Below are 25,155 nucleotides of genomic sequence, written 5' to 3'. Positions count from 1 at the left end.
GACAAGCGTTTAAGACGTACGTATAGTCCTGCTCATGACGACCCCTCCGGCGACTCCGCCCGCCACCCGCAACCTCGCAGGACGCAAGGAATGGACGGCCTTCGTCGTCCTCCTGCTGCCCCTCCTCCTGGTCTCGATGGACGTCTCCGTCCTCTTCTTCGCCATGCCGGCCATCAGCCGGGACCTGGAGCCGACCGGCACCCAGCAGCTGTGGATCTTCGACAGCTACGCCTTCGCCCTCGCCGGACTGCTGATCACGATGGGGTCGCTGGGTGACCGGATCGGCCGCCGCAAGCTGCTGCTGGCCGGGGCGCTCGCCTTCGGCGCCGCGTCGGTCGCCGCCGCGTACGCGCAGAGCGCGGAGATGCTGATAGCCGCGCGCGCCGTGCTGGGGCTGGGCGGGGCCACCCTGATGCCCTCGACCATGGCGCTGGTGCGCAACCTGTTCCACGACGAGCGGCAGCGCAGCAAGGCCGTCGGCATCTGGTCCGGGGCGATGGCGGGCGGCATCGCGCTCGGCTCGGTCCTCGGCGGGCTGCTGCTGGACCACTTCTGGTGGGGCTCGGCGTTCCTCGTCAACGTGCCCGCGATGGTGCTGCTGCTGGTGCTCGTGCCGCTGCTCGTCCCGGAGTTCAAGGACCCCGCCCCGGGCCGCTTCGACTTCCTGAGCGTGCCGCTGTCCACGGGTTCCGTCGTCCCGGTCATCTACGGGATCAAGGAGATCGCGGCCGGCGGGTTCTCGCTCGCCCCCGCCTCGTGCGTGGCCGCGGGCCTGCTCCTCGGCGTGGCGTTCGTCCGGCGCCAGCGCAGCCGCGGCGACGCGATGATCAGCCGTGAGCTGTTCCGGCACCGCGTCTTCGGGGCGGGCGTCGGCATCAACACCCTCGCCACGTTCGGCATGATGGGCTCCGCCTACTTCAGCACGCAGTACCTGCAGTCCGTGCTCGGCAAGGGCCCGCTGGAGGCGGCGCTGTGGGGTGCGATCCCCTCGGTCGCGGTCGGCTGCGCAGCGCCGCTCGCCGCCGCGGCCGGGCAGAAGTTCCCCAAGGCCCGCGTCATGGCCACCGGTTTCGTCGTCGCGGCCGCCGGCTACGGGCTGCTCACCTGCGCCGGCACCCGCTCCCTGGCCCTGACGCTGACCGGGTCGGCGGTCATCGCGTGCGGCATCGTCGCGGTCATGGCCCTGGTCTCCGACATGGCGCTCGGCGCCACCCCGCCCGAGAAGGCCGGCACCGCGGCCTCCGTGCTGGAGACCGGCCAGGAGCTCGGCGGTGCGCTGGGCATGGCGCTGTTCGGCAGCGTGGGCGTCGCCGTCTACCGCCGCGACATGACCGGTGAGCTCCCCGCCGGCCTGCCGCACGGGGCGCTGGACGCGGCCCGCGAGACGCTCGGCGGCGCGGCGGCGGTCGCGGCGCAGCTGCCGGGCCGGGCGGGCGAGTACGTCCTCACCGCGTCCCGTGAGGCCTTCACGCACGGCATGAACGTCGCTGCGGTCGGCGGGGCGGTCGCGCTGCTGCTGTCCGCGCTGGTCACGGTGACGGCGCTGCGGCGGCGATGACGGCAGCCTTCTTGCCGCCGCAGCGGCGAGCAGCCGGGGCGGCGGAGACCGGCGGTGCCGAACGGCCTCAGGGAGGCACGGCACCGCCGGCCGGCGTCGTCGTGGTCATTCGCCGTCGCGGCGGAAAGAACCTGCGGGGAGTGCCCCTATGCGTTGCCCGTTCGCTGTTCCACGTACATGGACAGGCCGTCCAGGAGGCGGGCCAGACCGAAGTCGAAGGCCGCGTCGAGACCGGCGGCATCGGGCCCCTCCGCCAGGCCGGCCGCCATGCCGCGCACGTAGCCGGTGACCGCCGCCACGGTGCCGGCCACTGCGGCGGGCTCCAGGCCCCGGCGGAGCGCCGGGGCCATGGCCCATTCCATGAGGCCGGCGGCGGCCGCGGGAAGCCCGGCCGCGGGCAGCCAGGGGTGGCGCCGGCAGAGGGCCCACTGGTGCCGGGCCGCCGCCTCCAGGCGGCCGCGCCACCCGGCCGGGGCGCGGCCGGAGAGGCCGCGCTCGGCGAAGGCGGCGTCCGCCATCAGAGCGACGAGGTCGCTCTTGCCCGGCACGTACCGGTACAACGCCATCGGGGGCACGCCGAGTTCGGCGGCGAGGGCACGCATGGACAGGGCCGCCGCCCCGTGGACGTCCGCCAGCGCGACGGCGGTCCGCACGATGTGGTCACGGGTGAGCGTCCGCAGCGCACCGTTCGGGCGGTGGGGCGGCGGCCCCGTGGCGGCCCCGACGACGGTGCCGACACCCGGCACGGCCCGCACGAGGCCCTCCGCGCGGAGCACCGACAGCACCTTGCCGGCCGTGGCCGTCGCGATGCCCCACTCCTGTGAGATCTGCCGGACGGAGGGGACCTTCTCGCCCGTACGGATCTCTCCGGAGGCGATGCGGGCGCGGAGTTCGGCGGCGATCCGTAGGTACGGGGCGGGCGCCGGAGCCGCGGGCTGTTCCAGTACACCCATAGCCGGAAGGTTAGGAGAGCCACCGGGCGCGGCGGAAGCGCATGAGGCCCGGCACGAGGCCCCGCATGAGGCCCGGCACAAGGCCCCGCATGAGGCCCCGCATGAGGCCCGGACACCCCTGGACAGGGCAGCCGGGCCTCGGTCGCGTCAGTCCGTCAGGTTCACCGCGCGCGCCGACGTCGCGCCGATCTCCTCGGAGATCTCCGCCAGCACGGGCGGGGTGACCGACTCGTCGACCGTGAGGGCGACGAGCGCCTCGCCGCCCTCCGTGGCGCGGGAGACCTGCATGCCGGCGATGTTGATGCCGGCCTCGCCGAGGATGCGGCCCAGGGTGCCGACGACGCCGGGGCGGTCGGCGTAGCGGAAGAACGCCATGTGGTCGGCGAGCGCGAGGTCCACGTCGTGGTCGCCCACCGCGACGATCTTCTGCTGGTTCTTCGGGCCGGCCAGCGTGCCCGAGATGGAGACCTCGTCGCCCCCGGCGAGCGTGCCGCGCACGGTGACCACATTGCGGTGCTCGGTCGACTCGGAGCTCGTGGTCAGCCGCACCTCGACGCCGCGCTCCTGCGCGAACAGCGGGGCGTTGACGTAGGAGACCGTCTCGTCGACGACGTCCTCGAAGACGCCCTTGAGGGCGGACAGCTCCAGGACCTTGACGTCGTACTGGGTGAGCTCGCCGTAGACCTCGACGTCGAGCCGGACGGCGACCTCGCCGGCCAGGGCCGTGAAGATCCGGCCGAGCTTCTCGGCCAGCGGCAGGGCCGGCTTGACGTCCTCGGCGATGACGCCGCCCTGGACGTTGACCGCGTCCGGCACGAGCTCGCCGGCGAGGGCGAGCCGCACGGAGCGGGCGACGGCGATGCCGGCCTTCTCCTGGGCCTCGCCCGTGGAGGCGCCGAGGTGGGGGGTGGCCACCACGTTGTCGAACTCGAAGAGCGGCGAGTCGGTGCAGGGCTCGGACGCGTACACGTCCAGGCCGGCGCCCGCGACACGCCCCTCCTTGAGGGCCGAGGCCAGCGCCGTCTCGTCCACGATGCCGCCGCGCGCGGCGTTGACGATGCGGACGCCGGGCTTGACCTTGTGGAGGGCCTCGTCGCCGATGAGGCCGAGCGTCTCGGGCGTCTTGGGCAGGTGCACGGTGATGAAGTCCGCGACCTCCAGCAGCTCGTCGAGCGTGAGGAGCTTGACGCCCATCTGGGCGGCGCGCGCGGGCTGGACGTACGGGTCGTAGGCGACGACCTTCATCCCGAAGGCGGACATCCGCTGGGCGACGAGCACGCCGATCCGGCCGAGGCCGACGACGCCGAGGGTCTTCTCGGAGAGCTCGACGCCGGTGTACTTGGAGCGCTTCCACTCGCCGTTCTTCAGCGCGGAGTTGGCCTGCGGGATGTTGCGCGCGGTGGCGATGAGCAGGCCGCAGGCGAGCTCGGCGGCGGTGACGATGTTGGAGGTCGGGGCGTTGACGACCATCACGCCGGCCTTGGTGGCGGCGGAGACGTCCACATTGTCCAGGCCGACGCCGGCGCGGGCGACGACGCGCAGCTTCCCGGCGGCGGCGATGGCCTCGGCGTCGACCTTGGTGGCGCTGCGGACCAGGACGGCGTCGACGTCGGCGATGGCGGGCAGGAGCTCCGCGCGGTCGGCGCCGTTGCAGTGGCGGATCTCGAAGTCGGGGCCGAGGGCGTCGACGGTGGCCGGGGAGAGCTCCTCGGCGATCAGGACGACGGGCTTGCGGGGCGAAGCAGTGCTCACGGGTTCCTCACTGGTCCTTGGCGGACGGCCGTCCCGACGGCCGAAGGCGGTGAAGGGGGCAGGCAGCCGCGTGGAAGACGCACGACGCTGTGAGCCTGGTACGCGCTTGTTGGTGTGCAGTGTATCGGCGCTCGTCGCGGGCTCGCGCGAGCTTGGCCCGCAATCGCCGGGACGGGGGACGAACCGCCCGTGCCGGGCGGGCCGGTTGCCCGGCCCGCCCGGCAGTCAGGGCGATGGAGTCGTTTACTCCTTGTCGTCCACCCAGCTCATCAGCTTGCGCAGCTTCTTGCCCGTGGTCTCCAGCAGGTGGTCCTCGTCGGCCTTCTTGTACTCGTTGTACTTGGGCAGGCCGGCCTGGTACTCCTTCATCCAGTTGTTGGCGAAGGTGCCGTCCTGGATCTCGCCGAGGACCTTCTTCATCTCGGCCTTGGTGCCCTCGTTGACGATGCGCGGGCCGGTGACGTAGTCGCCCCACTCGGCGGTCTCGGAGACCGACCAGCGCATCTTCTCCAGGCCGCCCTCGTACATCAGGTCGACGATGAGCTTGAGCTCGTGGAGGCACTCGAAGTACGCGATCTCCGGCTGGTAGCCGGCCTCGACCAGCGTCTCGAAGCCGGCCTTCACCAGCGCCGAGGCGCCGCCGCACAGGACGGCCTGCTCGCCGAAGAGGTCGGTCTCGGTCTCCTCGGTGAAGGTGGTCTTGATGACGCCGGCGCGGGTGCCGCCGATGGCCTTGGCGTAGGAGAGCGCGAGCGGGAAGGCGTTGCCGGAGGCGTCCTGCTCGACGGCCGCGATGCACGGGACGCCGCGGCCCTCCTCGTACTGGCGGCGCACGAGGTGGCCCGGGCCCTTGGGGGCGACCATGCAGACGTCGACGCCGGCCGGGGGCTTGATGAAGCCGAAGCGGATGTTGAAGCCGTGGCCGAAGAAGAGGGCGTCGCCGTCCTTGAGGTGGTCCTTGACGGACTCCTCGTAGACCTTGGCCTGGATCGGGTCCGGGACGAGGATCATGATGACGTCGGCCTCGGCCGCCGCCTCGGCGGGGGTGACGACGCGCAGGCCCTGCTCCTCGGCCTTCTGCTTGGACTTGGAGCCCTCGTGCAGGCCCACGCGGACGTCGACGCCCGAGTCGCGCAGGGACAGCGCGTGGGCGTGGCCCTGGCTGCCGTAGCCGAGGACCGCGACCTTGCGGCCCTGGATGATGGACAGGTCGGCGTCGTTGTCGTAGAAGAGCTCGGCAGCCACGTTGGGTTATCTCCTTGTTTCCGGTTGTCCGGTGGTGCGTCCCACCGTATGACGGGCGGGCGGGGGAAAGATTTCAGGTCTCGGTATACGGATGAACTGATTCCGGCCGGATCCTGCCGGTCTGGCCGATCGGGACGGAAAGGGCGGCCGGGCGGCCGGTCAGACGGCCGGTCAGGCCGAGCGGTCCAGCGCGCGCAGGCTGCGGTCCGTGATGGACCGGGCGCCGCGCCCTATGGCGATCGTCCCGGACTGCACCAGCTCCTTGATGCCGAACGGCTCCAGCATCTTGAGCATGGCGCCGAGCTTGTCGCTGCCGCCGGTGGCCTCGATGGTGACGGCCTCCGGGGAGACGTCGACGGTCTTGGCGCGGAACAGCTGGACGATCTCGACGATCTGGGAGCGGGTCTCGTTGTCGGCGCGGACCTTCACCAGGACGAGCTCGCGGTGGATCGCCTGGCTGTCCTCCAGCTCGACGATCTTCAGCACGTTGACGAGCTTGTTCAGCTGCTTGGTGACCTGCTCCAGCGGCAGCGACTCGACGTTGACGACGATGGTGATGCGGGAGATGTCGGGGTGTTCGGTGACGCCGACGGCGAGGGAGTCGATGTTGAAGCCGCGGCGAGCGAACAGGGCGGCGATCCGGGTGAGGATGCCGGGGGTGTTCTCCACCAGGACGGAGAGGGTGTGCTTGGTCATCTGCTCGTTCTCTCTCTTCTCGCGGTCCCTCAGTCGTCCTCGCTGTCGCCGAAGTCCGGGCGGACTCCGCGCGCGGCGAGGATCTCGTCGTTGGAGGTGCCGGCGGCGACCATCGGCCAGACCATGGCGTCCTGGTGGACGATGAAGTCGACCACGACCGGCCGGTCGTTGATGGCGTTGGCCTGCTGGATGACGGCGTCCAGGTCCTCCGGGCGCTCGCAGCGCAGGCCGACGCAGCCCATGGCCTCGGAGAGCTTGACGAAGTCCGGGACGCGGGTGCCGGCGAAGGGCTTGGTGCCGGACCCCGCGGCGGAGCCGCTGTCCAACTCTGCCGGGCCCGAGTGGAGCACGGTGTTGGAGTAGCGCTGGTTGTAGAACAGGGTCTGCCACTGGCGGACCATGCCCAGGGCGCCGTTGTTGATGATGGCGATCTTGACGGGGATGTTGTTCAGGGCGCAGGTGACCAGTTCCTGATTGGTCATCTGGAAGCAGCCGTCGCCGTCGATGGCCCAGACGGTGCGGTCGGGCAGGCCGGCCTTGGCGCCCATCGCGGCGGGCACCGCGTAGCCCATCGTCCCGGCGCCGCCGGAGTTGAGCCAGGTGGCGGGCTGCTCGTAGCCGATGAAGTGCGCGGCCCACATCTGGTGCTGGCCGACGCCGGCGGCGTAGATCGTGTCCTTCGGGGCGAGCTGCCCGATGCGCTGGATGACCTGCTGGGGGGCGAGGCTGCCGTCGGCGGGCTGGTCGAAGCCGAGCGGGTAGGTGTCGCGCCAGCGGTCGAGGTCCTGCCACCAGGCGGCGTAGCGCTCGCGGGCGGCGTCGCCGCTGCGGCCCTCGGCGAGCTCGGACTGGAGGGCGACGATCAGGTCGGCGATGACCTCGCGGGCGTCGCCGACGATCGGCACGTCGGCCACGCGGTTCTTGCCGATCTCGGCGGGGTCGATGTCGGCGTGGACGACCTTGGCGTACGGGGCGAAGGAGTCCAGCTTGCCGGTGACGCGGTCGTCGAAGCGGGCGCCGAGGGCGATGATCAGGTCGGACTTCTGCAGGGCGGTGACGGCGGCGACCGAGCCGTGCATGCCGGGCATGCCCAGGTGCTGGGGGTGGCTGTCGGGGAAGGCGCCCAGGGCCATCAGGGTGGTGGTGACGGGGGCGCCGGTCAGCTCGGCGAGGACCTTCAGCTCGGCGGTGGCGCGGGCCTTGAGGACGCCGCCGCCGACGTAGAGCACGGGGCGGGCGGCCTGGCTGATCAGCTTGGCGGCCTCGCGGATCTGCTTGGAGTGCGGCTTGGTCACCGGGCGGTAGCCGGGCAGGTCGGTGTGCGGCGGCCAGCTGAAGGTGGTCTGCGCCTGCAGGGCGTCCTTGGCGATGTCCACGAGGACCGGGCCGGGGCGGCCGGTGGAGGCGACGTGGAAGGCCTCGGCGATGGTGCGGGGGATCTCGGCGGGGTCGGTGACCAGCCAGTTGTGCTTGGTGATCGGCATGGTGATGCCGCAGATGTCCGCCTCCTGGAAGGCGTCCGTGCCGATCGACTTGGAGGCGACCTGGCCGGTGATGGCGACCAGCGGGACGGAGTCCATGTGGGCGTCGGCGATGGGGGTGACGAGGTTGGTGGCGCCGGGGCCGGAGGTGGCCATGCAGACCCCGACCTTGCCGGTGGCCTGGGCGTATCCGGTCGCGGCGTGGCCCGCGCCCTGCTCGTGGCGGACCAGGACGTGGCGGACCTTCGAGGAGTCCATCATCGGGTCGTAGGCGGGGAGGATCGCCCCGCCCGGGATCCCGAACACGATCTCGGCCCCGACCTCCTCCAGCGAGCGGATGAGGGACTGCGCGCCCGTGACGTGCTCGACGGTGGCGGGCTGCTGCGCCGCGCTACGGGCCCGCGGCTGCGGATGGTGGGCTCCGGTGGCCTGCTCGGTCATCGACATTCTCTTCTCGAAGGATTCGACGGGGTGCGATGCGAAGGGTTCGACGGGGGTGCGATGGGGATTCGACGGGGATCCGTCCGGCTTCGATCTGCTTCGATCGACGGTTCGACGGGTGGAGCGGAGGATGGTTTGGGTAGGTCTGTCACGTTCTAGTGCAACAAAAAACCCCTCGTGCCGTGAGGCAAGCGAGGGGAGCGCGCCGGTGTGGTCAGCAGGGCTTGGGTGAGGGCCTGCTTCAGCCGACGCGCTGTCCAAGTACGAGAATTCGGGTGCGCATGGGACCGACCCTCCACCCGCCACCAGCGAAGTGTCAAGTGGGTGGGACAGGCGTCTCATTATTTGAGCGCAATGGAGCATGGGCCAGCGATCCGGCGCCCCCCGCGGACCCCGATCGCGTACCGGACGGTACTGCCCCTGCGGGCAGGGCGCCGCCTCCGACCCACGCATTCGCGCCATCCACGGACGCGCTCGGTACGGGATAGGCCCCGAGGTCGAGCGCGTGCCGCAGCCGGTGCTCGTCGAGCGGGCCCGCGAAGGCGGCGCCCAGTGCGTGGGTGCAGCCCATGGCGCGCAGGGCGAGCGCCTGCTCGGGGACGTCGACGCCGTCGGCCACGGACTGCATGCCCAGGTCGGTGGCGATCCTCAGCAGCCCGGCGGTGATCTTGTGCAGCCGGGCGGACTCCACGACCCCGTCGACCAGCCCCCGGTCGAGCTTGAGGGTGTCGATGGGCAGCCGGCGCAGGGCGCTGATCGCGGCGTAGCCGCTGCCGAAGCCGTCGAGGGCGATCCGCACGCCCATCCGGCGGAGGGCGGCGAGCCGCCGCTCCAGCTCGTCGAGCGGCACCCGGGGGTCGCTCCCGGACAGCTCCAGGACGAGCGCCCCGGAGGGCAGCCCGTGCCGGATCAGGAGCCCCTCCAGGTTCTTGGCGGGCAGTGACCGGTCCATCAGCCGGGCGGCGGACAGCCGGACGTACACCGGGACGGCGTGGCCCGCGCGGCAGCGCTGGGCGGCCTGCTCGACGGCCTTCTCCACCGTCCAGCGGCCGAGCTCGGCGATGCGGGCGGCCTCGTCCCCCCGGTCGTTCTCGGCCACGCGGAGATACTCCGCAGGAGTGAACAGTATTCCCTGGGCGGAGCGCCAGCGGGGCTGTGCGGCGACCGCGGTGACCACACCCGTGCCCAGGTCCACGACGGGCTGGTGGAGCAGGGCGAACTCGCCCTCGTGCAGGGCGGTGCGCAGCCGGGTGGCGAGCTCGGCGCGGCGGACCACGTCGGCCTGCATCTGCGGTGCGTAGAGCTCGACGCGGCCCTTGCCGGCCTGCTTGGCGCGGTACATCGCGAGGTCGGCGTTGCGCATCAGCTCGCCGGGGGTGATGCCGGGCTCGGCGAAGGCCACGCCGATGCTGGCGGCGACGCGGACCTCGGTGCCTCCTTCCACGCGGTAGGGCTGGGAGAGGGTGACCCGCAGCCGGTCGGCGATCTCGTGGATGCGGTACTCGCGGGCGGCGGGGTCGCGGGTGCCGTCACCGATGATGAGCGCCGCGAACTCGTCGCCTCCGAAGCGGGCCGTGGAGTCCCCCGCGCGGACGGAGTCCTGGAGGCGACGGGCCGCCTGGACGAGCAGCTCGTCGCCGGCTTGGTGGCCGACGCTGTCGTTCACCGCCTTGAAGCCGTCGAGGTCGATGAAGAGCACGGCGGTGCCCGCGTCGGTCGCTCTGCGGCCGGTGAGGGCCTGCTGGACGCGCTTGGTGAACAGGGCGCGGTTGGGCAGGTCGGTGAGCGGGTCGTGCTCGGCGGTGTGCTGGAGCTGGGCCTGGAGGCGGACGCGCTCGGTGACGTCGCGGCTGTTGAAGATCAGGCCGCCGTGGTGGCGGTTGACGGTGGACTCCACGTTGAGCCACTCGCCGCCGCCCGAGCGGAAGCGGCACTCGATGCGGGTCGTGGGCTCCTCGGCGGGTGGTGCGGCGAGGAAGCGGCGCACCTCGTGGACGACTCTGCCGAGGTCCTCCGGGTGGATGAGCGAGGCCAGTTCGGAGCCGACGAGGTCCTCGGCCTCGCGGCCGTAGACCCCGGCGGCGGCCGGGCTGACGTAGCGCAGTATGCCCGTGGGTGCGGCGATCATGATGACGTCGCTGGAGCCCTGGACGAGGGAGCGGAAGTGGTTCTCCTTCTGGGCCAGTTCCTGGGTGAGGGAGATGTTGTCCAGCAGCATGATGCCCTGGCGGATGACCAGGGCCAGGACGACCGCGCAGCCGGTGAACAGGACGACTTTGTCGACCTGGTGGCCGTCCAGGACGTTGTAGAGGATGCCCAGGGTGCACACGGCCGCGGCCAGGTACGGCGTCAGGGCCGCGAGCGAGCCGGCGATGGGGCGGCTGGGGTGGTGCGGGTGCCGGGCCGAGCGGGCCGGGGCGTCGTCGCCCTCCTCGCGGGCGACCCAGGGGGCGTACGCCATGAGCATGTAGCCCGCGAACCAGCCGGCGTCGAGGATCTGGCCCGAGCGGTAGTGCGAGCGCAGCAGCGGTGAGGTGAACAGGGCGTCGCACAGGACCGTCAGGGCGAGGGCCGCGATGGCGGTGTTGATGGCCGAGCGGTTGGCCGTCGAGCGCCGGAAGTGCAGCGCCAGCACCATGGACACCAGGGCGATGTCCAGCAGCGGATAGGCCAGGGAGAGCGCGGCGTGGGCGACGCTCTCGCCCTCGAAGTGGGCGGTGTGCGCGAGCGCCAGGCTCCAGGAGAGCGTGAGCAGCGAGCCGCCGGTGAGCCAGGCGTCGAGGGCCAGGCACACCCAGCCGGCCCGGGTGACGGGACGGCGGGCGAGGACCAGGAGGCCGATGATGGCCGGCGGCGCGAAGAGCAGGAAGCAGAAGTCGGCGATGGACGGCGTCGGCACGCGGGCGTCGAGGACGACCTCGTACCAGCCCCAGACAACGTTGCCGAGGCCTGCCATGGCGGAGGACGCCGCGAAGAGGAACCACGCGAGGCGGAACCGCGTGCGGTGCGTGCGCCCGTACCAGAAGCAGGAGACGGCGGCGAGCACGGCGGCCCCGCCGAGGCCGAAGTCGCCCATGGCGGAGGCGAGCTCGCTCGATCCCCAGCCGAAGGCCGCGCCCGTGGCGTAGCCGCCGCAGACGAGGGCCAGCAGGAGCTGGGAGACCGGGCCCGTGCCGCCGGACGGGCGGGGCAGGGCCGCTCCTGGGGCGCTCACCGCGCCGCCGTCCGCAGCAGCGGGAGCCATGGGAGCCGCAGGAGCGGGGTCGCCACGCAGTGCGGGCGTGGTGCACGGTGCAGGGCACGGTGCGGTCGTGGTCGGTGCGTGAGCCGCGTCGGGTTGATCGTCCATTGGCCGTGCATCGCCCGTCGCCCCCCTCGAGTTCCGGTCCTCGCTGCGGCCGTTCCCGTGCACGCCGCAGCCCCCGTCCGGACGATACACCAGACTCGTCACTCAGGGACATAGCTCATATACATAGCGTAATCAGCCACGGGGTTATGGACACTGAGTGCAGTCGAACGGTACCTCTACGTGGTAACTAGCGGGCGGCGACTACGACATTTTGCAGTGGCGCGTCCAGTGCGAATCTGGCCAGCTGATCACGGAGCAGCCGCGCGGCGCGCGGCATGAAGGCCGAGGAGGGTCCACCCACATGGGGGGTGATGAGCACCCCCGGAGCGCTCCACAGCGGGTGGCCCGGCGGCAGCGGTTCGGGGTCCGTGACGTCCAGGGCGGCACGCAGCCGACCTGCGTCCAGTTCGGCCAGGAGGGCCTTGGTGTCGACGACGGGGCCGCGCGCGACGTTCACCAGCAGCGCGCCGTCCTTCATCCTGGCCAGGAAACCGGCGTTGACGAGTCCGCGGGTCTCCTCGGTCAGCGGCGTGGCGAGCACCACGACGTCGGCGCCGGGGAGCAAGCCGGGCAGGGCGGTGATCGGGTGCACGGGACCGCGCGCGCTGTCCCGCGCGGAGCGCGCGACGCGTGTGACCCGCGCGCACTCGAAGGGCGCGAGCCGGTCCTCGATGGCGCTGCCGATCGAACCGTAACCCACAATGAGCACCGACTTGTCGGCCAGCGCCGGGCGGAATCCCTGCCGCCACTCCCCCGCGTCCTGCGCGCGCACGAAGCCGGGGATGTCGCGCAGCGAGGCGAGCGTGAGGGCCAGGGCCAGTTCGGCGGTGCTCGCGTCGTGCAGCCCGCGGGCGTTGCACAGCACGGCGCCCTTCGGCAGGTGCTCCACGGCGGGCAGCAGGTGGTCCACGCCCGCGGTGAGCGCCTGCACGACCCGTACGCGCGTCATGGCGGCCAGCGGGCGCAGGCACGGCTCGGGGTCGGTGACGTACGGGACCGCGTAGAAGTCGCAGCGGGCGGGGTCGGTCGGGTACTCCGGGCCCCCGTCCCAGAAGGCGTAGTCGAGGCTCTCCGGCAGCCCCTCGATCCGCTCGGGCGGGAAGGGCAGCCAGACCAGAGGACGGACGGAACCGCTGTCACCTGCGCTGTCATCTGCATTCATGCCTGGAGGCTATGCGATCGGCCCCGAACGGCAGAGGTTAGCTTTGGGGGCGAGGAACGGGAGGGGTACGGCCGGTGGAGCGCAGGAATATCGGTGCGACGGCGCTCGAAGCGGGCGCGATCGGCCTGGGGTGCATGCCCATGCACTGGGGATACACCGCCTCCCAGCAGAGCGGGGAGACCGCGCTGCGCACGGTGCACGCGGCGCTCGACGCAGGAACGACTCTGCTGGACACCGCCGACATGTACGGACCGTTCACCAACGAGTTGCTGGTGGGGCGGGTGCTGCGGGAGAGGCGCTCCGAGGCGTTCGTGTCGACCAAGTGCGGGCTGCTGGTGGGCGACAGCCACGTCGTCGCCAACGGCCGTCCGGGGTACGTGAAGCGCGCGTGCGACGCCTCCCTGCGGCGGCTGCAGACCGATGTGATCGACGTGTACCAGCTGCACCGGCCGGACCCCGAGGTGCCGGTGGAGGAGACCTGGGGGGCGATGGCGGAGCTGGTCTCCGCGGGCAAGGTGCGGGCGCTCGGCTGGTGCGCGATCGGCGCCCGGGTGCGCCGCAGGTCGCGCGCCGGGCTGTACGACGCGACGATACGGCAGCTCGAACGGGTGCAGCAGGTGTTCCCGGTGAGCTGCGTGCAGGCGGAGTTGTCGGTGTGGTCCAGGGAAGCGCTCGACGCCCTGGTGCCCTGGTGCGCCTCCCGGGGGGTCGGCCTGCTGGCCGCCATGCCGCTGGGGAACGGTTTCCTCAGCGGCACGCTGACGCCCGGGCAGGGCTTCGAGCCGCAGGACCTGCGGGCGCGCCACCCGCGCTTCACCGCCGAGATGATGGCCGCCAACCAGCCGATCGTGGCGGGGCTGCGGCGGGTCGCGCTGCGCCACGACGCGACGGCCGCGCAGGTCGCGCTGGCGTGGGTGCTGGCCCAGGGCCGGCACGTCATACCCGTGCCGGGCACGAAGAAGCCGGTGTGGGCCGTGCAGAACGCCGCGGCGGCCCGACTGCGGCTCTCCGCCGAGGACTTCGCGGAGATAGCCGCGCTGCCCCGGGCGATGGGGTCCTGGGACTGACGCGCGCCGATCCGGAGGGCTCCTGCGCACGTACGGGCCGCACCCGCCGGGCATTCCGCCGGGCTCTCGCCGCGGTGGCCGCTCGCCGTTGCGGCGGGCGGTTTCCGCCCGGGCCCGGGCACCCGGTCGACGGCCGTCGTGGCCGGCGCCTTCCCGCCGCCGCGACGGCGAGTGGCCCGGGCGCGGCCGGCCGGCCGCGCCCGCCCACGCCACCGAACCGGCGGAGAACCGTCCGCGCCCTGTGACACAGTTCCCGTTGAACACCACGCGCCCCGGCGAGAGGATCCGCACCGTGCGACGACGTCCCCGTGCCCGTACCGGCGCCGCCGCGCTGGCCGCCGCCGCACTCCTGGCGCTCGCCGGCTGTTCGAGCGAGGACGGTTTCCCGGGTGAGGGTCCGCGGCAGGGCGCGTCGGCCAAGTCGCCCGGCACGGGGGCCTCTTCGAGCGCGCCGCCGGCCTCCCCGGCGCCGGCCACCGGCTCGGTCAAGGTCGTCCGGACGCTCACCACGAAGCTCGGCACGCCGTGGGGCGTCGCCGCGCTGCCCGGCGGTGACCTCCTGGCCGGCTCCCGCGACACGGGGAAGATCGTCCGGGTGGCGGCCAAGGACGGCGCGCAGACCGAGGTCGGCGAGGTGCCCGGCGTCGTCAAGGGCGGCGAGGGCGGCCTGCTGGGCCTCGCGGTCTCGCCGGACTTCGCCACCGACCGCCTGGTGTACGCGTACTTCACGACCGACTCGGACAACCGCATCGCCCGCCTGCGCTACGACGAGGGCAAGCCGGCGGGGCAGCGGCTGGGGGCGCCCGACACGGTGCTCCGCGGCATCCCCAAGGGCACGGTCCACGACGGCGGGCGCATCGCCTTCGGCCCGGACCGCATGCTCTACGCCGGCACGGGCGAGGCCGGGCAGCGCGACCCCGCCCAGGACCGGAAGTCGCTCGGCGGGAAGATCCTGCGCATGACGCCGGACGGCCGCCCCGCGTACGGCAACCCCGAGGGGGACTCGGTGGTCTACTCCTCCGGCCACCGCAACGTGCAGGGCCTGGCGTGGGACGCGGCCGGGCGCCTGTGGGCGTCGGAGTTCGGCCAGGACACCTGGGACGAGCTCAACCTGATCCGGCCGGGCGGCAACTACGGCTGGCCCGCCGTCGAGGGAAAGGCGGGCCGGTCCGGCTACACCGACCCCGTCGAGCAGTGGAAGACCTCCGACGCCTCCCCCAGCGGCCTCGCGTACGCCAAGGGGTCGCTGTGGATGGCGGGGCTGCGCGGCGAGCGCCTGTGGCGGATCCCGCTGGACGGCACGAAGCCGGTGGCCGCCCCGCAGGCGTTCCTGCAGGGCGAGTACGGGCGGCTGCGCACGGTGCTCGCCACGGACGACGGCGGCCTCTGGGTGACGACGAGCAACACCGACGGGCGCGGGAAGCCGGGCGCGGAGGACGACCGCATCCTGCGCCTGGAAGTGAGCTGACGCGCTCCGCCCCCGATTCCCGTGGACCGTACATCCGTCCGCCTATGCTGGACGGACGGAACGGCGACGGGAGTCGGGATGTTCAACGTGTTCGAGGAAGTGTTCGCACCGGGCCGGAAGCACGCGCACGACGAGGAGAAGCGCCTCGAACTCACCCGTGAGGACACCGGGGACGCCGATCCCGCCCGCGGCCCGGTCGACCTCGACTCGGGCCGCGTGGTCATACGCCTGCCGCAGCAAGGCTCCGCTCAGGACTGACCCCGGAGGCCTCCGGCTCCGCCGCCACGGGCTCGGGCGGCTCCACCGGCTCGGGCGGCTCGATGCTGATCCGGGGCAGGCGGCGGTCCAGCCAGGCGGGCAGCCACCAGTTGGCGCCGCCGAGCATGTGCATCAGGGCCGGCACCAGCAGCGTGCGCAGCACGAAGGCGTCGAGGGCGACGGCCGTGGCGAGGCCGATGCCGAACATCGAGATGACGCGGTCGCCGCTGAGCACGAAGGCCAGGAAGACCGAGATCATGATCACCGCCGCGGAGTTGATGACGCGGCTGGTCTCGGCGAGCCCGACCCGCACCGCGCGCCGGTTGTCGCGCGTGGCCAGCCACTCCTCGTACATCCGGCTGACCAGGAAGACCTGGTAGTCCATGGACAGCCCGAAGAGGACGGAGACCATGACGACGGGCAGGAAGGGTTCTATCGGGCCCGCGCCGCCGAGGCCGAGGAGTTCGCTGCCCCGGCCCCACTGGAAGATCGCGACGACGACGCCGAAGGACGACGCGACGGCGGCGATGTTCATGACCGCGGCCTTGAGGGGGATGCCGATGCTGCGGAAGGCCAGCAGGAGCAGCACGCAGCCCAGGCCGACGACGGTGCCGACGAAGAGCGGCAGCTTGCCGAGGATGATCCCGGCGAAGTCGTCGTAGCTGGCGGTCATGCCGCCCACGTGGACGTCCACACCGGTGCCGGCGGTCGCCTTCGGCAGCACGGTGCCGCGCAGCCGGTCCACCAGGTCGCTGGTGTCGCGCGACTGCGGGGACGTGGTGGGGACGACGCTGATGACGCCCGTGTCGCCGCTGGCGTTCACCTCGGCGGGCGAGGCGGCGGCGACGCCCTCGGTGTGCCGCAGGGCCTCCGGGAGCTTGGTGAAGGCGAGCCGGTCGGCGGCGCTGTCCAGGTCGGCCACGAGCGTCAGGGGACCGTTGACGCCGGGGCCGAAGCCGCGGCCGAGCATGTCGTACGCCTGCCGCGTCGTGGACGAGGCCGGGCCGGTGCCCTGGTCGGAGGTGCCGAGGTGGAGGGAGAGCGTGGGCAGCGCGAGCACGAGCATGACGGCGGCCGCCAGGGTGCCCAGCAGCTTGGGGTGGCGCTCGACGAAGGCGGACCAGCGGGCGGCCGCGCCGGTGGGCGGCTCGCCGGGGCGGGGGCCGCCGGCGGCGAGGCGGCGGCGCTCGCGGCGGCCGAGGGCGCGGTGGCCGATGACGCCGAGGAGCGCGGGCAGCAGGGTGACGGACGCGGCGACGGTGAGGACGACGGTGAGCGAGGCCGCGATGGCGACGCCGTTGAGGAAGCTCAGCCGCAGGATGAGCATGCCGAGCAGCGCGACGCACACGGTGCCGCCCGCGAAGACGACGGCGCGGCCGGTGGTGGCCACGGCCCGTTCGGCCGCGACGGCCACGGGCAGGCCGGCCCGCAGGCCCTTGCGGTGCCGGGTGACGATGAACAGGGCGTAGTCGATGCCCACGCCGAGGCCGATGAGGGTGCCGAGCATGGGCGCGAAGTCGGCGACGTTCATGACGTGGCCGAGCAGCTGGGTGCCCATGGAGGCGGTGCCGACGCCCACGAGGGCGGTGGCGATCGGCAGCAGGCTCGCGGCGAGCGAGCCGAAGACGACGAAGAGCACGACGGCGGCCACGGCGATGCCGATGATCTCGCTGAGGTGCCCGCCCTTGCTCTCCGCGCCGGCGATGCCCGTGCCGCCGAGGGCGACCTGGAGGTTGCCGTCCGCCGCGGGCCGCGCGGTGTCGACGACCTGCTTGGCGAGGTCCTTGCCGGGGGTGCCGCCGGTGAAGGTGAGGGAGGCGTACGCGGTGTGCCCGTCGCCGCTGATCCGGGCGGCGCCGTCGGCGCCGCTGTACGGGCCGCTGACGGCCTCGACGCCGGGGAGGGCGGCCACCTCGTGCAGGACCTCGGTCATGCGCTGCTCGACGGCGGCGGCGCGCACGGTGCCGCGGTCGGTGTGCCAGACGATGGTGTCGTCGCCGCCCTGGCCGGGGAAGCCGGCGTCGAGCAGGGCGCTCGCGCGGGCGGCCTCGGTGCCGGGCACGGCGTAGTCGTTCGAGTACGCCGGGCCGCTGAGCAGGGCGGCGGCCGCGGTGCCCGCGAGGGCGACGAGCCACAGCACGATGACGGCGGAGCGGCGGCGCAGGCACCACCGGGCGAGTGAGGTCATACGGGCTGCTTCCCGGGTATCGCGTCGAGCTCGCCGGGATGCTGACCCGTGCTGTTCCGAGCGCTGGAGCTGGTGGGCTCGGGGCCCCGGGATGCACCGGGTGCAGACGGTGCGGAGGGGCCCCTTGCCGACCCACTGTGACAGCCGGAAAAGATCCTTTGTCCGCTTTGTGGCCCACCCCACACGGGGGCGCACGGGGCCGCTCAGCCCAGGGACTGCCAGCTGTGGGCGACGTCCACGACGATGCGGTTGCGCTCCTGGAAGACGCGGAAGGGCAGGCGCGCGCGGACGCCGACGCCGACGAGGGTCTCGCCCTCGAAGCTGCTGGCGAAGCGGGTGTCCTGGAACGTCCTGAAGCCGGTGAGGTCGACACCGGTCAGCGGCTGCCCGGCGCGGCCGGGGTAGCGCGCGTCGCCGGTGTTCGGGTCGTAGCTGGGGGCGGACACGCGGACGGCCAGGACCGCTCCGCCGCCGACCGGGATCACATCGCCCGAGCCGTCCTGGCGCAGCTGGTCCACGTACTCCACGCGGTAGCCGATGCGGTGGTCGCCGATGCCCTGGACGTCGAGGACCAGGCGGTCGAAGCACTCGTGCTTGCCGGCCCTGATGTCCAGGAGCGGCTTGTACGCCGTGGTCGTGGCCGTTTTGGCCAGGCTCCCCCAGCCCGCCTCGCACTTCGCCGCGGCGGCCGGCGGCGCCCCGTCCGTCGCCGCGCCGGCCGGGACCGTCGTCACCAGCAGGCCGGCGCCCGCCAGGGTCACCGCCGCCAGCGCTCTGCTCAGCCGTCTCATGTGCCAACCCCCATGCCTCGGTGGCGGGCACACGGTGGGCCCGCCCGCATGCGGGATCATGCCGGACGGGGGCCGCGAAGGCCATAGAGGGCAAGGAACCAGCCATTCCCTGCCCAATTCCGGACAGACAATGGCCGCCCCTCCGAAAAGGGGCGGCCATGAATCGTCAGGCACGAAGCGGAAGGTCAGCCCTCGACGCCGAGGCGCTCCAGGATGAGCTCCCGGACCCGGGCCGCGTCGGCCTGGCCGCGCGTGGCCTTCATGACCGCGCCGACCAGGGCGCCCGCCGCGGCGACCTTGCCGCCGCGGATCTTGTCCGCGATGGCCGCGTTGGCCGCGATGGCCTCGTCCACGGCGGCACCCAGGGCGCTGTCGTCGGAGACGACCTTCAGGCCGCGCTTCTCGACGACCTCGTCCGGGCCGCCCTCGCCCGCGAGCACGCCCTCGATGACCTGGCGGGCCAGCTTGTCGTTGAGCGAGCCCTCGGCGACGAGCGCCGCCACCCGGGCGACCTGCGCCGGGGTGATCGGCAGCGCCGCGAGGTCCGTGCCGGACTCGTTGGCGCTGCGGGCCAGCTCGCCCATCCACCACTTGCGGGCGGCGGCGGAGTCGGCACCGGCCTCGACGGTGGCGGTGATCAGGTCGACCGCGCCCGCGTTGAGGATCGACTGCATGTCGTGCTCGGTGACGCCCCACTCCTCGCGGAGCCGGTTGCGGCGCACGCGCGGCAGCTCGGGCAGGGTCCCCCGCAGCTCCTCGACCCACTCGCGGGAGGGGGCCACCGGCACCAGGTCCGGCTCGGGGAAGTAGCGGTAGTCCTCGGCCTCTTCCTTGATGCGGCCGGACGTCGTCGACCCGTCCTCCTCGTGGAAGTGGCGGGTCTCCTGCACGATCGTGCCGCCGGCCGAGAGGACGGAGGCGTGCCGCTGGACCTCGAAGCGCACCGCGCGCTCGACGGAGCGCAGCGAGTTGACGTTCTTGGTCTCGGAGCGGGTGCCGAACTTCTCGGTGCCGTTCGGGCGCAGCGACAGGTTCACGTCGCAGCGCATCTGGCCCATCTCCATCCGGGCCTCGGAGACGCCCAGCGCCTTGATGAGCTCGCGGAGCTCGGCGACGTACGCCTTGGCGACCTCGGGGGCCCGCTCGCCCGCGCCCTCGATCGGCTTGGTGACGATCTCGATGAGCGGGATGCCGGCGCGGTTGTAGTCCAGCAGGGAGTGCTGGGCGCCGTGGATGCGGCCGGTGGCGCCGCCCACGTGCGTGGACTTGCCGGTGTCCTCCTCCATGTGGGCGCGCTCGATCTCCACGCGGAAGACCTCGCCGTCCTCCAGCTGCACGTCGAGGTAGCCGTTGAAGGCGATCGGCTCGTCGTACTGGGAGGTCTGGAAGTTCTTCGGCATGTCCGGATAGAAGTAGTTCTTCCGGGCGAAGCGGCACCACTCGGCGATCTCGCAGTTCAGCGCGAGACCGATCTTGATGGCGGACTCGACGCCGATGGCGTTGACCACGGGCAGGGCGCCGGGCATGCCGAGGCAGACCGGGCAGGTCTGGGTGTTGGGGTCCGCGCCCAGCTCCGTGGAGCAGCCGCAGAACATCTTCGTCTTGGTGCCGAGCTCGACATGGACCTCCAGGCCCATGACGGGGTCGTAGGAAGCCAGCGCGTCCTCGTACGACACCAGTTCAGTGACGGTCACGGAAAACTAACCTCTCAGGTCCTGGCTCAGTCCGCGAGGACGTCGTCGCTGTTCATCCGGCGCAGCTCGCGCACCAGCAGCGCGACGCCGGTGGCGATGGCGGCGGCGGAGACGATGGCGTCGACCAGCTGGAGCGTGTCCTGCTCGCCGCGCGCCTTCTTCGCCTGCTTGATCACGCTGACCGCGCCGAAGAGCGTGGTGCCGATCGACAGGTACGTGCCGGGCTTGGACTTCTTGAAGCCCTTGGCCTTCTTCAGGGCGCTCGGCTTGCTCACTTCCGTACTCACTGGGCCTCCTCGTTCGCTTCTCCGCCCACGCGGCGCAGAGGTGCGGCTTTCGCGGTCGTCCGCGGCCCGGTGGCCGCGTGTGCGTCGCTCACAGTGCCGGCGCCTCCTCGAGCAGGTGGTGGCCCCAGCGGGCGGTGAACGCGGCCTCGACCGCGGCACCGACCTTGTAGAGCCGGTCGTCCTTCAGGGCGGGAGCGATGATCTGCAGACCGACCGGCAGGTTGTCCTCGGGCGCGAGACCGCACGGCAGCGACATGGCCGCGTTGCCCGCCAGGTTGGTCGGGATGGTGCACAGGTCCGCGAGGTACATCGCCATCGGGTCGTCGGCGCGCTCGCCGATCGCGAAGGCGGTGGTCGGGGTGGTCGGCGAGACGATCACGTCGACCTGCTCGAACGCCTTCTCGAAGTCGCGCGTGATGAGCGTGCGGACCTTCTGCGCCGAGCCGTAGTAGGCGTCGTAGTAGCCCGAGCTCAGGGCGTACGTGCCGAGCATGACGCGGCGCTTGACCTCGGGGCCGAAGCCGGCCTCGCGGGTGAGGGCGGTGACGTCCTCGGCCGAGCGGGTGCCGTCGTCGCCGGTCCGCAGGCCGTAGCGCAGGCCGTCGAAGCGGGCCAGGTTCGAGGAGCACTCGGACGGCGCGATCAGGTAGTACGCGGCCAGGGCCAGGTCGAAGGACGGGCAGTCCAGCTCGACGATCTCGGCGCCCAGCTCCTTCAGCAGCTCCACCGACTCGTCGAAGCGCTGCAGGACGCCGGCCTGGTAGCCCTCGCCGCGGAACTGCTTGACGACGCCGACGCGCATGCCGGCGACGGAGCCGTTGCGGGCCGCCTCGACGACCGGCGGGACAGGGGCGTCGATGGACGTGGAGTCCATCGGGTCGTGGCCGGCGATGACCTCGTGCAGCAGGGCCGCGTCCAGGACCGTGCGGGCGCAGGGGCCGCCCTGGTCGAGGGAGGAGGAGAACGCCACCATGCCGTAGCGCGAGACCGCGCCGTAGGTGGGCTTGACGCCGACCGTGCCGGTGACGGCGGCGGGCTGGCGGATCGAGCCGCCGGTGTCCGTGCCGATCGCGAGCGGGGCCTCGTACGCGGCGAGGGCCGCGCTGGAGCCGCCGCCGGAGCCGCCGGGGATCTTGGTGAGGTCCCAGGGGTTGCCGGTCGGGCCGTAGGCGCTGTTCTCCGTGGAGGAGCCCATCGCGAACTCGTCCATGTTGGTCTTGCCGAGGATGACGACGTCCGCGTCCTTCAGGCGCTTGGTGAGCGTCGCGTCGTACGGCGGGATCCAGCCCTCGAGGATCTTCGAGCCGACGGTGGTCGGGATCCCCTTGGTGGTGAAGATGTCCTTCAGCGCGAGGGGGACGCCGGCCAGCGGGCCGAGCTTCTCGCCGCGCTCGCGCTTGGCGTCGACCTCGCGGGCCTGGGCGAGGGCGCCCTCGCGGTCCACGTGGAGGAAGGCGTGCACCTTCTCGTCCACGGCCTCGATGCGGGCCAGGTGGGCCTCGGTGACCTGGACGGCGGTGAGCTCGCCGGAGGCGATCTTCTCCGCGATCTCGGCGGCGGTGAGCTTGATGATGTCCGTCATAGCGGTTTAGTCCTCCCCCAGGATCTGCGGCACCTTGAAACGCTGCTGCTCCTGGGCGGGGGCGCCGGAGAGCGCCTCCTGCGGGGTCAGCGACGGACGGACCTCGTCCGGGCGCATGACGTTGGTCAGCGGCAGCGGGTGGGACGTCGGGGGGACGTCCTGCTCGGCGACCTCGGAGACGCGGGCGACCGCGCCGATGATGTCGTCGAGCTGGCCGGCGAAGTGCTCGAGCTCTTCGTCCTTGAGCTCCAGACGTGCCAGCCGGGCGAGGTGGGCTACCTCCTCGCGCGTGATGCCAGGCATGCGGCGATCCTCAGGGTTTGTGACGGATTCTGGGCGTGTTGTGCGCCCAATCCTATGGCTCCGGGAGCCGTGCCTGCTAAACGCTTTCCGCGTGGCTGCGACCCGGGGCGCTCCGGCACCGCCGGGCCCCGGACGGGGGCTCACCGCGGTGACGGCGGGAGCGGGCGTCCGGGGCGTCCGGGCGGCCCACGGGCGGAGGGGTCCGGCACCGCCGGGATCGCCGTGGCGGCGGGACGTGCCCGGCGCTGCTGCCTGCCCTACGGGCTGGGTCGTCCGGCACCGCCGGATTCCCCGGTGGGGGTTGATCACCGTCGCGGCGGAGGAGAGTGCGGGCGCCCTGCCCAGCCCGTACGGGCTCGGCCGGGGGGTTCTTCCGCCGCGGCGGCGCGCAAGCCCCGCCGGGTGACCGGCGGTGCCGGGCGCCTGCTTCCGCCGCGGCGGTGGGCCGCCCCCCCCCGGGGGCCCCGCGGGGGCGGGGCGGCCGGCAGGGCGCCGTGGCCCCGGCCGCCCCCCCGGGGGGGGCGGGGCGCGGGCTGCGGCGGGGGGGGTGGCCCGCCCCCACCGGGGGACCCGGCGGTGCCGGGCCGGCCGTCAGTCCTACGTGACCGCGTCCTCCTCCGCGGGGGCGGACGCCGCCGCGGCCACGCGGTCGGCCTCCCGGTGCCAGCCGGACTCATTGCGGAGGCGGAGCCAGGCCGTCGTCTCGTCCGGCGGCATGGCCGCGGCGACGAGCCAGCCCTGGACCGCGTCGCAGCCCAGGTCCCGCAGCCGCTCCCAGGTCTCGTCGTCCTCGACGCCCTCGGCGACGACGAGCAGGCCCAGGGAGTGCGCGAGGTCGAGCGTGCAGCGGACGATCTCCGCGTCCTCGTTGTCGATGGCGAGCCGGGCCACGAACGACCGGTCGATCTTCAGTTCGCTCACCGGGAGCCGGCGGAGGTGGACCAGCGACGAATAGCCCGTGCCGAAGTCGTCCAGGGACATCTTCACGCCGTGCCCGGTGAGCCCCGCGAGCGTGTCCGCCGCCCGCTGCGGGTCCTCCAGCAGGACGTGCTCGGTTATCTCCAGCTGCAGCGCCCCCGCAGGGACCCCGTGCCGGGCGAGCCGCGCCGCGACCGAGCCCGCGAACCCGGGAGTGTGAACGTCGCGCGGCGAGACGTTGACGGCGACGGGCACTTCCAGGCCCATGGCCCGCCACTTGGCGACCTGCCCGAGGGCCGTCTCCAGCACGTACTCGGTCAGCCTGGGCATCAGCCCCGACGACTCGGCGATCGCGATGAACTCGTCCGGGGAGACCCTGCCCCGCTCGGGGTGGACCCAGCGCACCAGCGCCTCCAGGCCCTCGACGTGCCCGTCGAAGCCGACCTTGGGCTGGTAGTGCAGTTCGACGTCGCCCGCGTCGAGCGCGCGCCGCAGGTCGCCGAGGAGCCCGAGCCGGTCGGGGGTGTTGCCGTCGCGCCGGGCCTCGTAGACCTCGACGCCGCTGCGGTCGCGCTTGGCCTGGTACATGGCGACGTCGGCGCGGCGCAGCAGCCCCTCGGCGTCGAGGGCGTGGTCGGGGTAGACGGCGACGCCGGCGCTGGCCTCCAGGACGAGGGTGAGCCCGTCGAGGTCGAGGGGGGAGCCGAGCGCGGCCACCAGTGAACGGGCCACGCGCTGGGCGCCGGTGAGGGAGTCCGCGGTGGGCAGCAGCACCGCGAACTCGTCGCCGCCGAGGCGCGCCGCCTCCGCGTCCCGCGGCAGGGCGAGGCGCAGCCGCTCCGCTATCTGCAGCAGCAGCCGGTCCCCGGCGAGGTGGCCGAGGGTGTCGTTGACGGAGCGGAAGCGGTCGAGGTCGATGAGGACGAGCGCGGAACGGGTGCCGGCGCGCTCGGCCTCGTCGAGGGCGCTCCAGGTGCGCTCCAGGAGCCACTGGCGGTTGGGCAGTCCGGTGAGCGGGTCGCGCAGTTGCTCCTCGGCGCGGGCGCGGGCGATCCACAGGGTGGAGTCGAGGGCGATGAGGGGGACGGCGAACAGCGGCAGCAGCAGCGGCGCGTGGTCGGCGACGACGGCGATCAGCGGGGCGATGCCGAGGAGGGCGCCGCCGACGAGGGCCTGCCGGACGAGGGCGGTGCGGGCGATGGTGCTGAGGCCGGCGCGGGGCGCCATGGAGTACCAGAGCAGGGCGCGGGTGACGGCGAGGTAGAGGAAGGCGGCGAGGGCCACTTTGGGGATGGCGGTGAGCGGCCACTCGTCGGGCATCCAGGGGTTCTCGACGGTGGAGACGACGCCGCACACGGCGAGGGCGAGGCCGGCGGCGCCGATGCCGAGGATGTCAACGGCACCGTGGAGTAAGGCCTGGCGCCAGCGGTGGCGGCGGGCGGTGGCGACGAGCAGGACGACGGCGATGCTGATGAGGACGGCGGGCAGCCAGCCGTAGAGCAGCAGGACGGCGAGGGTGAGGGCGGCTCCGGAGCCCGTGCCGCCCCACCAGCGGTCGCGTCCGAGGGCGACGAGGTGGGCGACGATGAGGCCGGTGAGGACGGCCAGGGAAGCGCCGACGGCGTGTCCGGGGAAGACGGAGTGGCCCGCGCCGATCACCCGGAAGACACCGGCGGCGAGCGCGACCGCCGCCACGGTGACGCAGACCGTCGGCAGCGCGGGCGGAGGAACCCGGCGCAGCCGGGATGCCGGTTCGGCGCTGTCGGTGGGTTTCATGCCCGTCCCTCTCACAGCCGGCGGTGCCCGCGCCACGGCAGGCGCACATCTCAACAGTAGGCCGCAGAAGGCTACGGCGGGCAGCGATCGGCAGCGGTTGTCCGATGGGGATCCGGCCTCTTGTAGCCATCTGGTATGCGCTGTAGGGGTAATGCCCACTGACTATGCGGGCATTACTCCGCTGGG

18 protein-coding genes are annotated in these 25,155 nt (G+C 72.8%); 4 read left to right on the top strand and 14 right to left on the bottom strand.

All coding sequences use genetic code 11. From position 1 onward, the window contains the following. Window positions 1-34 precede the first annotated feature (34 nt). Window positions 35-1,558 carry an MFS transporter gene (locus ACOTKD_RS25380; RefSeq protein WP_424891316.1) on the top strand — a complete coding sequence of 508 codons (1,524 nt, stop codon included), beginning with the start codon at window positions 35-37 and terminating at the stop codon, window positions 1,556-1,558. 146 nt (window positions 1,559-1,704) lie between these two features. Here the strand turns inward: ACOTKD_RS25380 and ACOTKD_RS25375 are convergent, their stop codons facing one another. The 7 genes from ACOTKD_RS25375 to ACOTKD_RS25345 form a co-directional block, all read right to left on the bottom strand. Further along, complete coding sequence (locus ACOTKD_RS25375) at window positions 1,705-2,511, bottom strand: GntR family transcriptional regulator (protein ID WP_424891315.1); 807 nt, start codon at window positions 2,509-2,511, stop codon at window positions 1,705-1,707. Between the two features lie 147 nt (window positions 2,512-2,658). Further along, window positions 2,659-4,263 carry a phosphoglycerate dehydrogenase gene (gene serA / locus ACOTKD_RS25370; protein ID WP_424891314.1) on the bottom strand — a complete coding sequence of 535 codons (1,605 nt, stop codon included), beginning with the start codon at window positions 4,261-4,263 and terminating at the stop codon, window positions 2,659-2,661. A 243-nt stretch (window positions 4,264-4,506) separates the two neighbouring features. After that, window positions 4,507-5,508, bottom strand: a complete 1,002-nt coding sequence (gene ilvC / locus ACOTKD_RS25365) for a ketol-acid reductoisomerase (protein WP_424891313.1) — start codon at window positions 5,506-5,508, stop codon at window positions 4,507-4,509. 171 nt (window positions 5,509-5,679) lie between these two features. Further along, window positions 5,680-6,204 (bottom strand): acetolactate synthase small subunit, encoded by a 525-nt coding sequence (gene ilvN / locus ACOTKD_RS25360; protein ID WP_030368133.1) that lies wholly within the window; start codon window positions 6,202-6,204, stop codon window positions 5,680-5,682. A 29-nt stretch (window positions 6,205-6,233) separates the two neighbouring features. Next, the gene (locus tag ACOTKD_RS25355; RefSeq protein ID WP_424891312.1) at window positions 6,234-8,126 is read right to left on the bottom strand and encodes an acetolactate synthase large subunit; all 1,893 of its coding nucleotides are present in this window, start codon (window positions 8,124-8,126) and stop codon (window positions 6,234-6,236) included. Between the two features lie 316 nt (window positions 8,127-8,442). Then, the gene (locus ACOTKD_RS25350) at window positions 8,443-11,370 is read right to left on the bottom strand and encodes a putative bifunctional diguanylate cyclase/phosphodiesterase (RefSeq protein WP_424891311.1); all 2,928 of its coding nucleotides are present in this window, start codon (window positions 11,368-11,370) and stop codon (window positions 8,443-8,445) included. A gap of 292 nt (window positions 11,371-11,662) precedes the next feature. Continuing rightward, window positions 11,663-12,637, bottom strand: a complete 975-nt coding sequence (locus ACOTKD_RS25345; protein ID WP_424891310.1) for a 2-hydroxyacid dehydrogenase — start codon at window positions 12,635-12,637, stop codon at window positions 11,663-11,665. Between the two features lie 74 nt (window positions 12,638-12,711). On the opposite strand from ACOTKD_RS25345, the gene ACOTKD_RS25340 reads away from it, so the two are divergent. The 3 genes from ACOTKD_RS25340 to ACOTKD_RS25330 all read left to right on the top strand — a co-directional run bounded on the left by ACOTKD_RS25340 (window position 12,712) and on the right by ACOTKD_RS25330 (window position 15,430). Beyond that, entirely contained in the window at window positions 12,712-13,704 is a 993-nt protein-coding gene (locus ACOTKD_RS25340; RefSeq protein WP_424891309.1) for an aldo/keto reductase, read from the top strand. A 292-nt stretch (window positions 13,705-13,996) separates the two neighbouring features. Beyond that, window positions 13,997-15,172, top strand: coding sequence for a PQQ-dependent sugar dehydrogenase (locus ACOTKD_RS25335; protein ID WP_424891308.1), 1,176 nt, complete (start codon window positions 13,997-13,999; stop codon window positions 15,170-15,172). Window positions 15,173-15,250: 78 nt separating this feature from the next. Further along, window positions 15,251-15,430, top strand: a complete 180-nt coding sequence (locus ACOTKD_RS25330; RefSeq protein WP_424891307.1) for a DUF6191 domain-containing protein — start codon at window positions 15,251-15,253, stop codon at window positions 15,428-15,430. On the opposite strand, the gene ACOTKD_RS25325 is transcribed toward ACOTKD_RS25330, so the two are convergent. The 7 genes from ACOTKD_RS25325 to ACOTKD_RS25295 form a co-directional block, all read right to left on the bottom strand. Continuing rightward, window positions 15,393-17,618, bottom strand: a complete 2,226-nt coding sequence (locus ACOTKD_RS25325; RefSeq protein ID WP_424891306.1) for an MMPL family transporter — start codon at window positions 17,616-17,618, stop codon at window positions 15,393-15,395. The two genes, ACOTKD_RS25330 and ACOTKD_RS25325, sit on opposite strands and share 38 nt — an antisense overlap. 203 nt (window positions 17,619-17,821) lie before the next feature. Continuing rightward, window positions 17,822-18,409 (bottom strand): AMIN-like domain-containing (lipo)protein, encoded by a 588-nt coding sequence (locus ACOTKD_RS25320; protein ID WP_424891305.1) that lies wholly within the window; start codon window positions 18,407-18,409, stop codon window positions 17,822-17,824. Between the two features lie 185 nt (window positions 18,410-18,594). Continuing rightward, on the bottom strand, window positions 18,595-20,103 hold the full coding sequence (gene gatB, locus ACOTKD_RS25315) for an Asp-tRNA(Asn)/Glu-tRNA(Gln) amidotransferase subunit GatB (protein ID WP_424891304.1): 1,509 nt from the start codon (window positions 20,101-20,103) through the stop codon (window positions 18,595-18,597). 26 nt (window positions 20,104-20,129) lie between these two features. Continuing rightward, window positions 20,130-20,390, bottom strand: a complete 261-nt coding sequence (locus ACOTKD_RS25310) for a hypothetical protein (RefSeq protein WP_245684571.1) — start codon at window positions 20,388-20,390, stop codon at window positions 20,130-20,132. Window positions 20,391-20,478: 88 nt separating this feature from the next. Beyond that, the gene (gene gatA / locus ACOTKD_RS25305) at window positions 20,479-21,972 is read right to left on the bottom strand and encodes an Asp-tRNA(Asn)/Glu-tRNA(Gln) amidotransferase subunit GatA (RefSeq protein ID WP_424891303.1); all 1,494 of its coding nucleotides are present in this window, start codon (window positions 21,970-21,972) and stop codon (window positions 20,479-20,481) included. A gap of 6 nt (window positions 21,973-21,978) precedes the next feature. Next, on the bottom strand, window positions 21,979-22,275 hold the full coding sequence (gene gatC / locus ACOTKD_RS25300) for an Asp-tRNA(Asn)/Glu-tRNA(Gln) amidotransferase subunit GatC (protein ID WP_030368121.1): 297 nt from the start codon (window positions 22,273-22,275) through the stop codon (window positions 21,979-21,981). Window positions 22,276-22,872: 597 nt separating this feature from the next. Beyond that, window positions 22,873-24,969 carry a putative bifunctional diguanylate cyclase/phosphodiesterase gene (locus ACOTKD_RS25295; RefSeq protein ID WP_424891302.1) on the bottom strand — a complete coding sequence of 699 codons (2,097 nt, stop codon included), beginning with the start codon at window positions 24,967-24,969 and terminating at the stop codon, window positions 22,873-22,875. Window positions 24,970-25,155: the final 186 nt, after the last annotated feature.

It is taken from the genome of Streptomyces sp. XH2, from assembly GCF_049725035.1.
Classification (GTDB): domain Bacteria; phylum Actinomycetota; class Actinomycetes; order Streptomycetales; family Streptomycetaceae; genus Streptomyces; species Streptomyces roseoverticillatus.
This window is presented reverse-complemented; position numbering and strand designations above follow the sequence as displayed.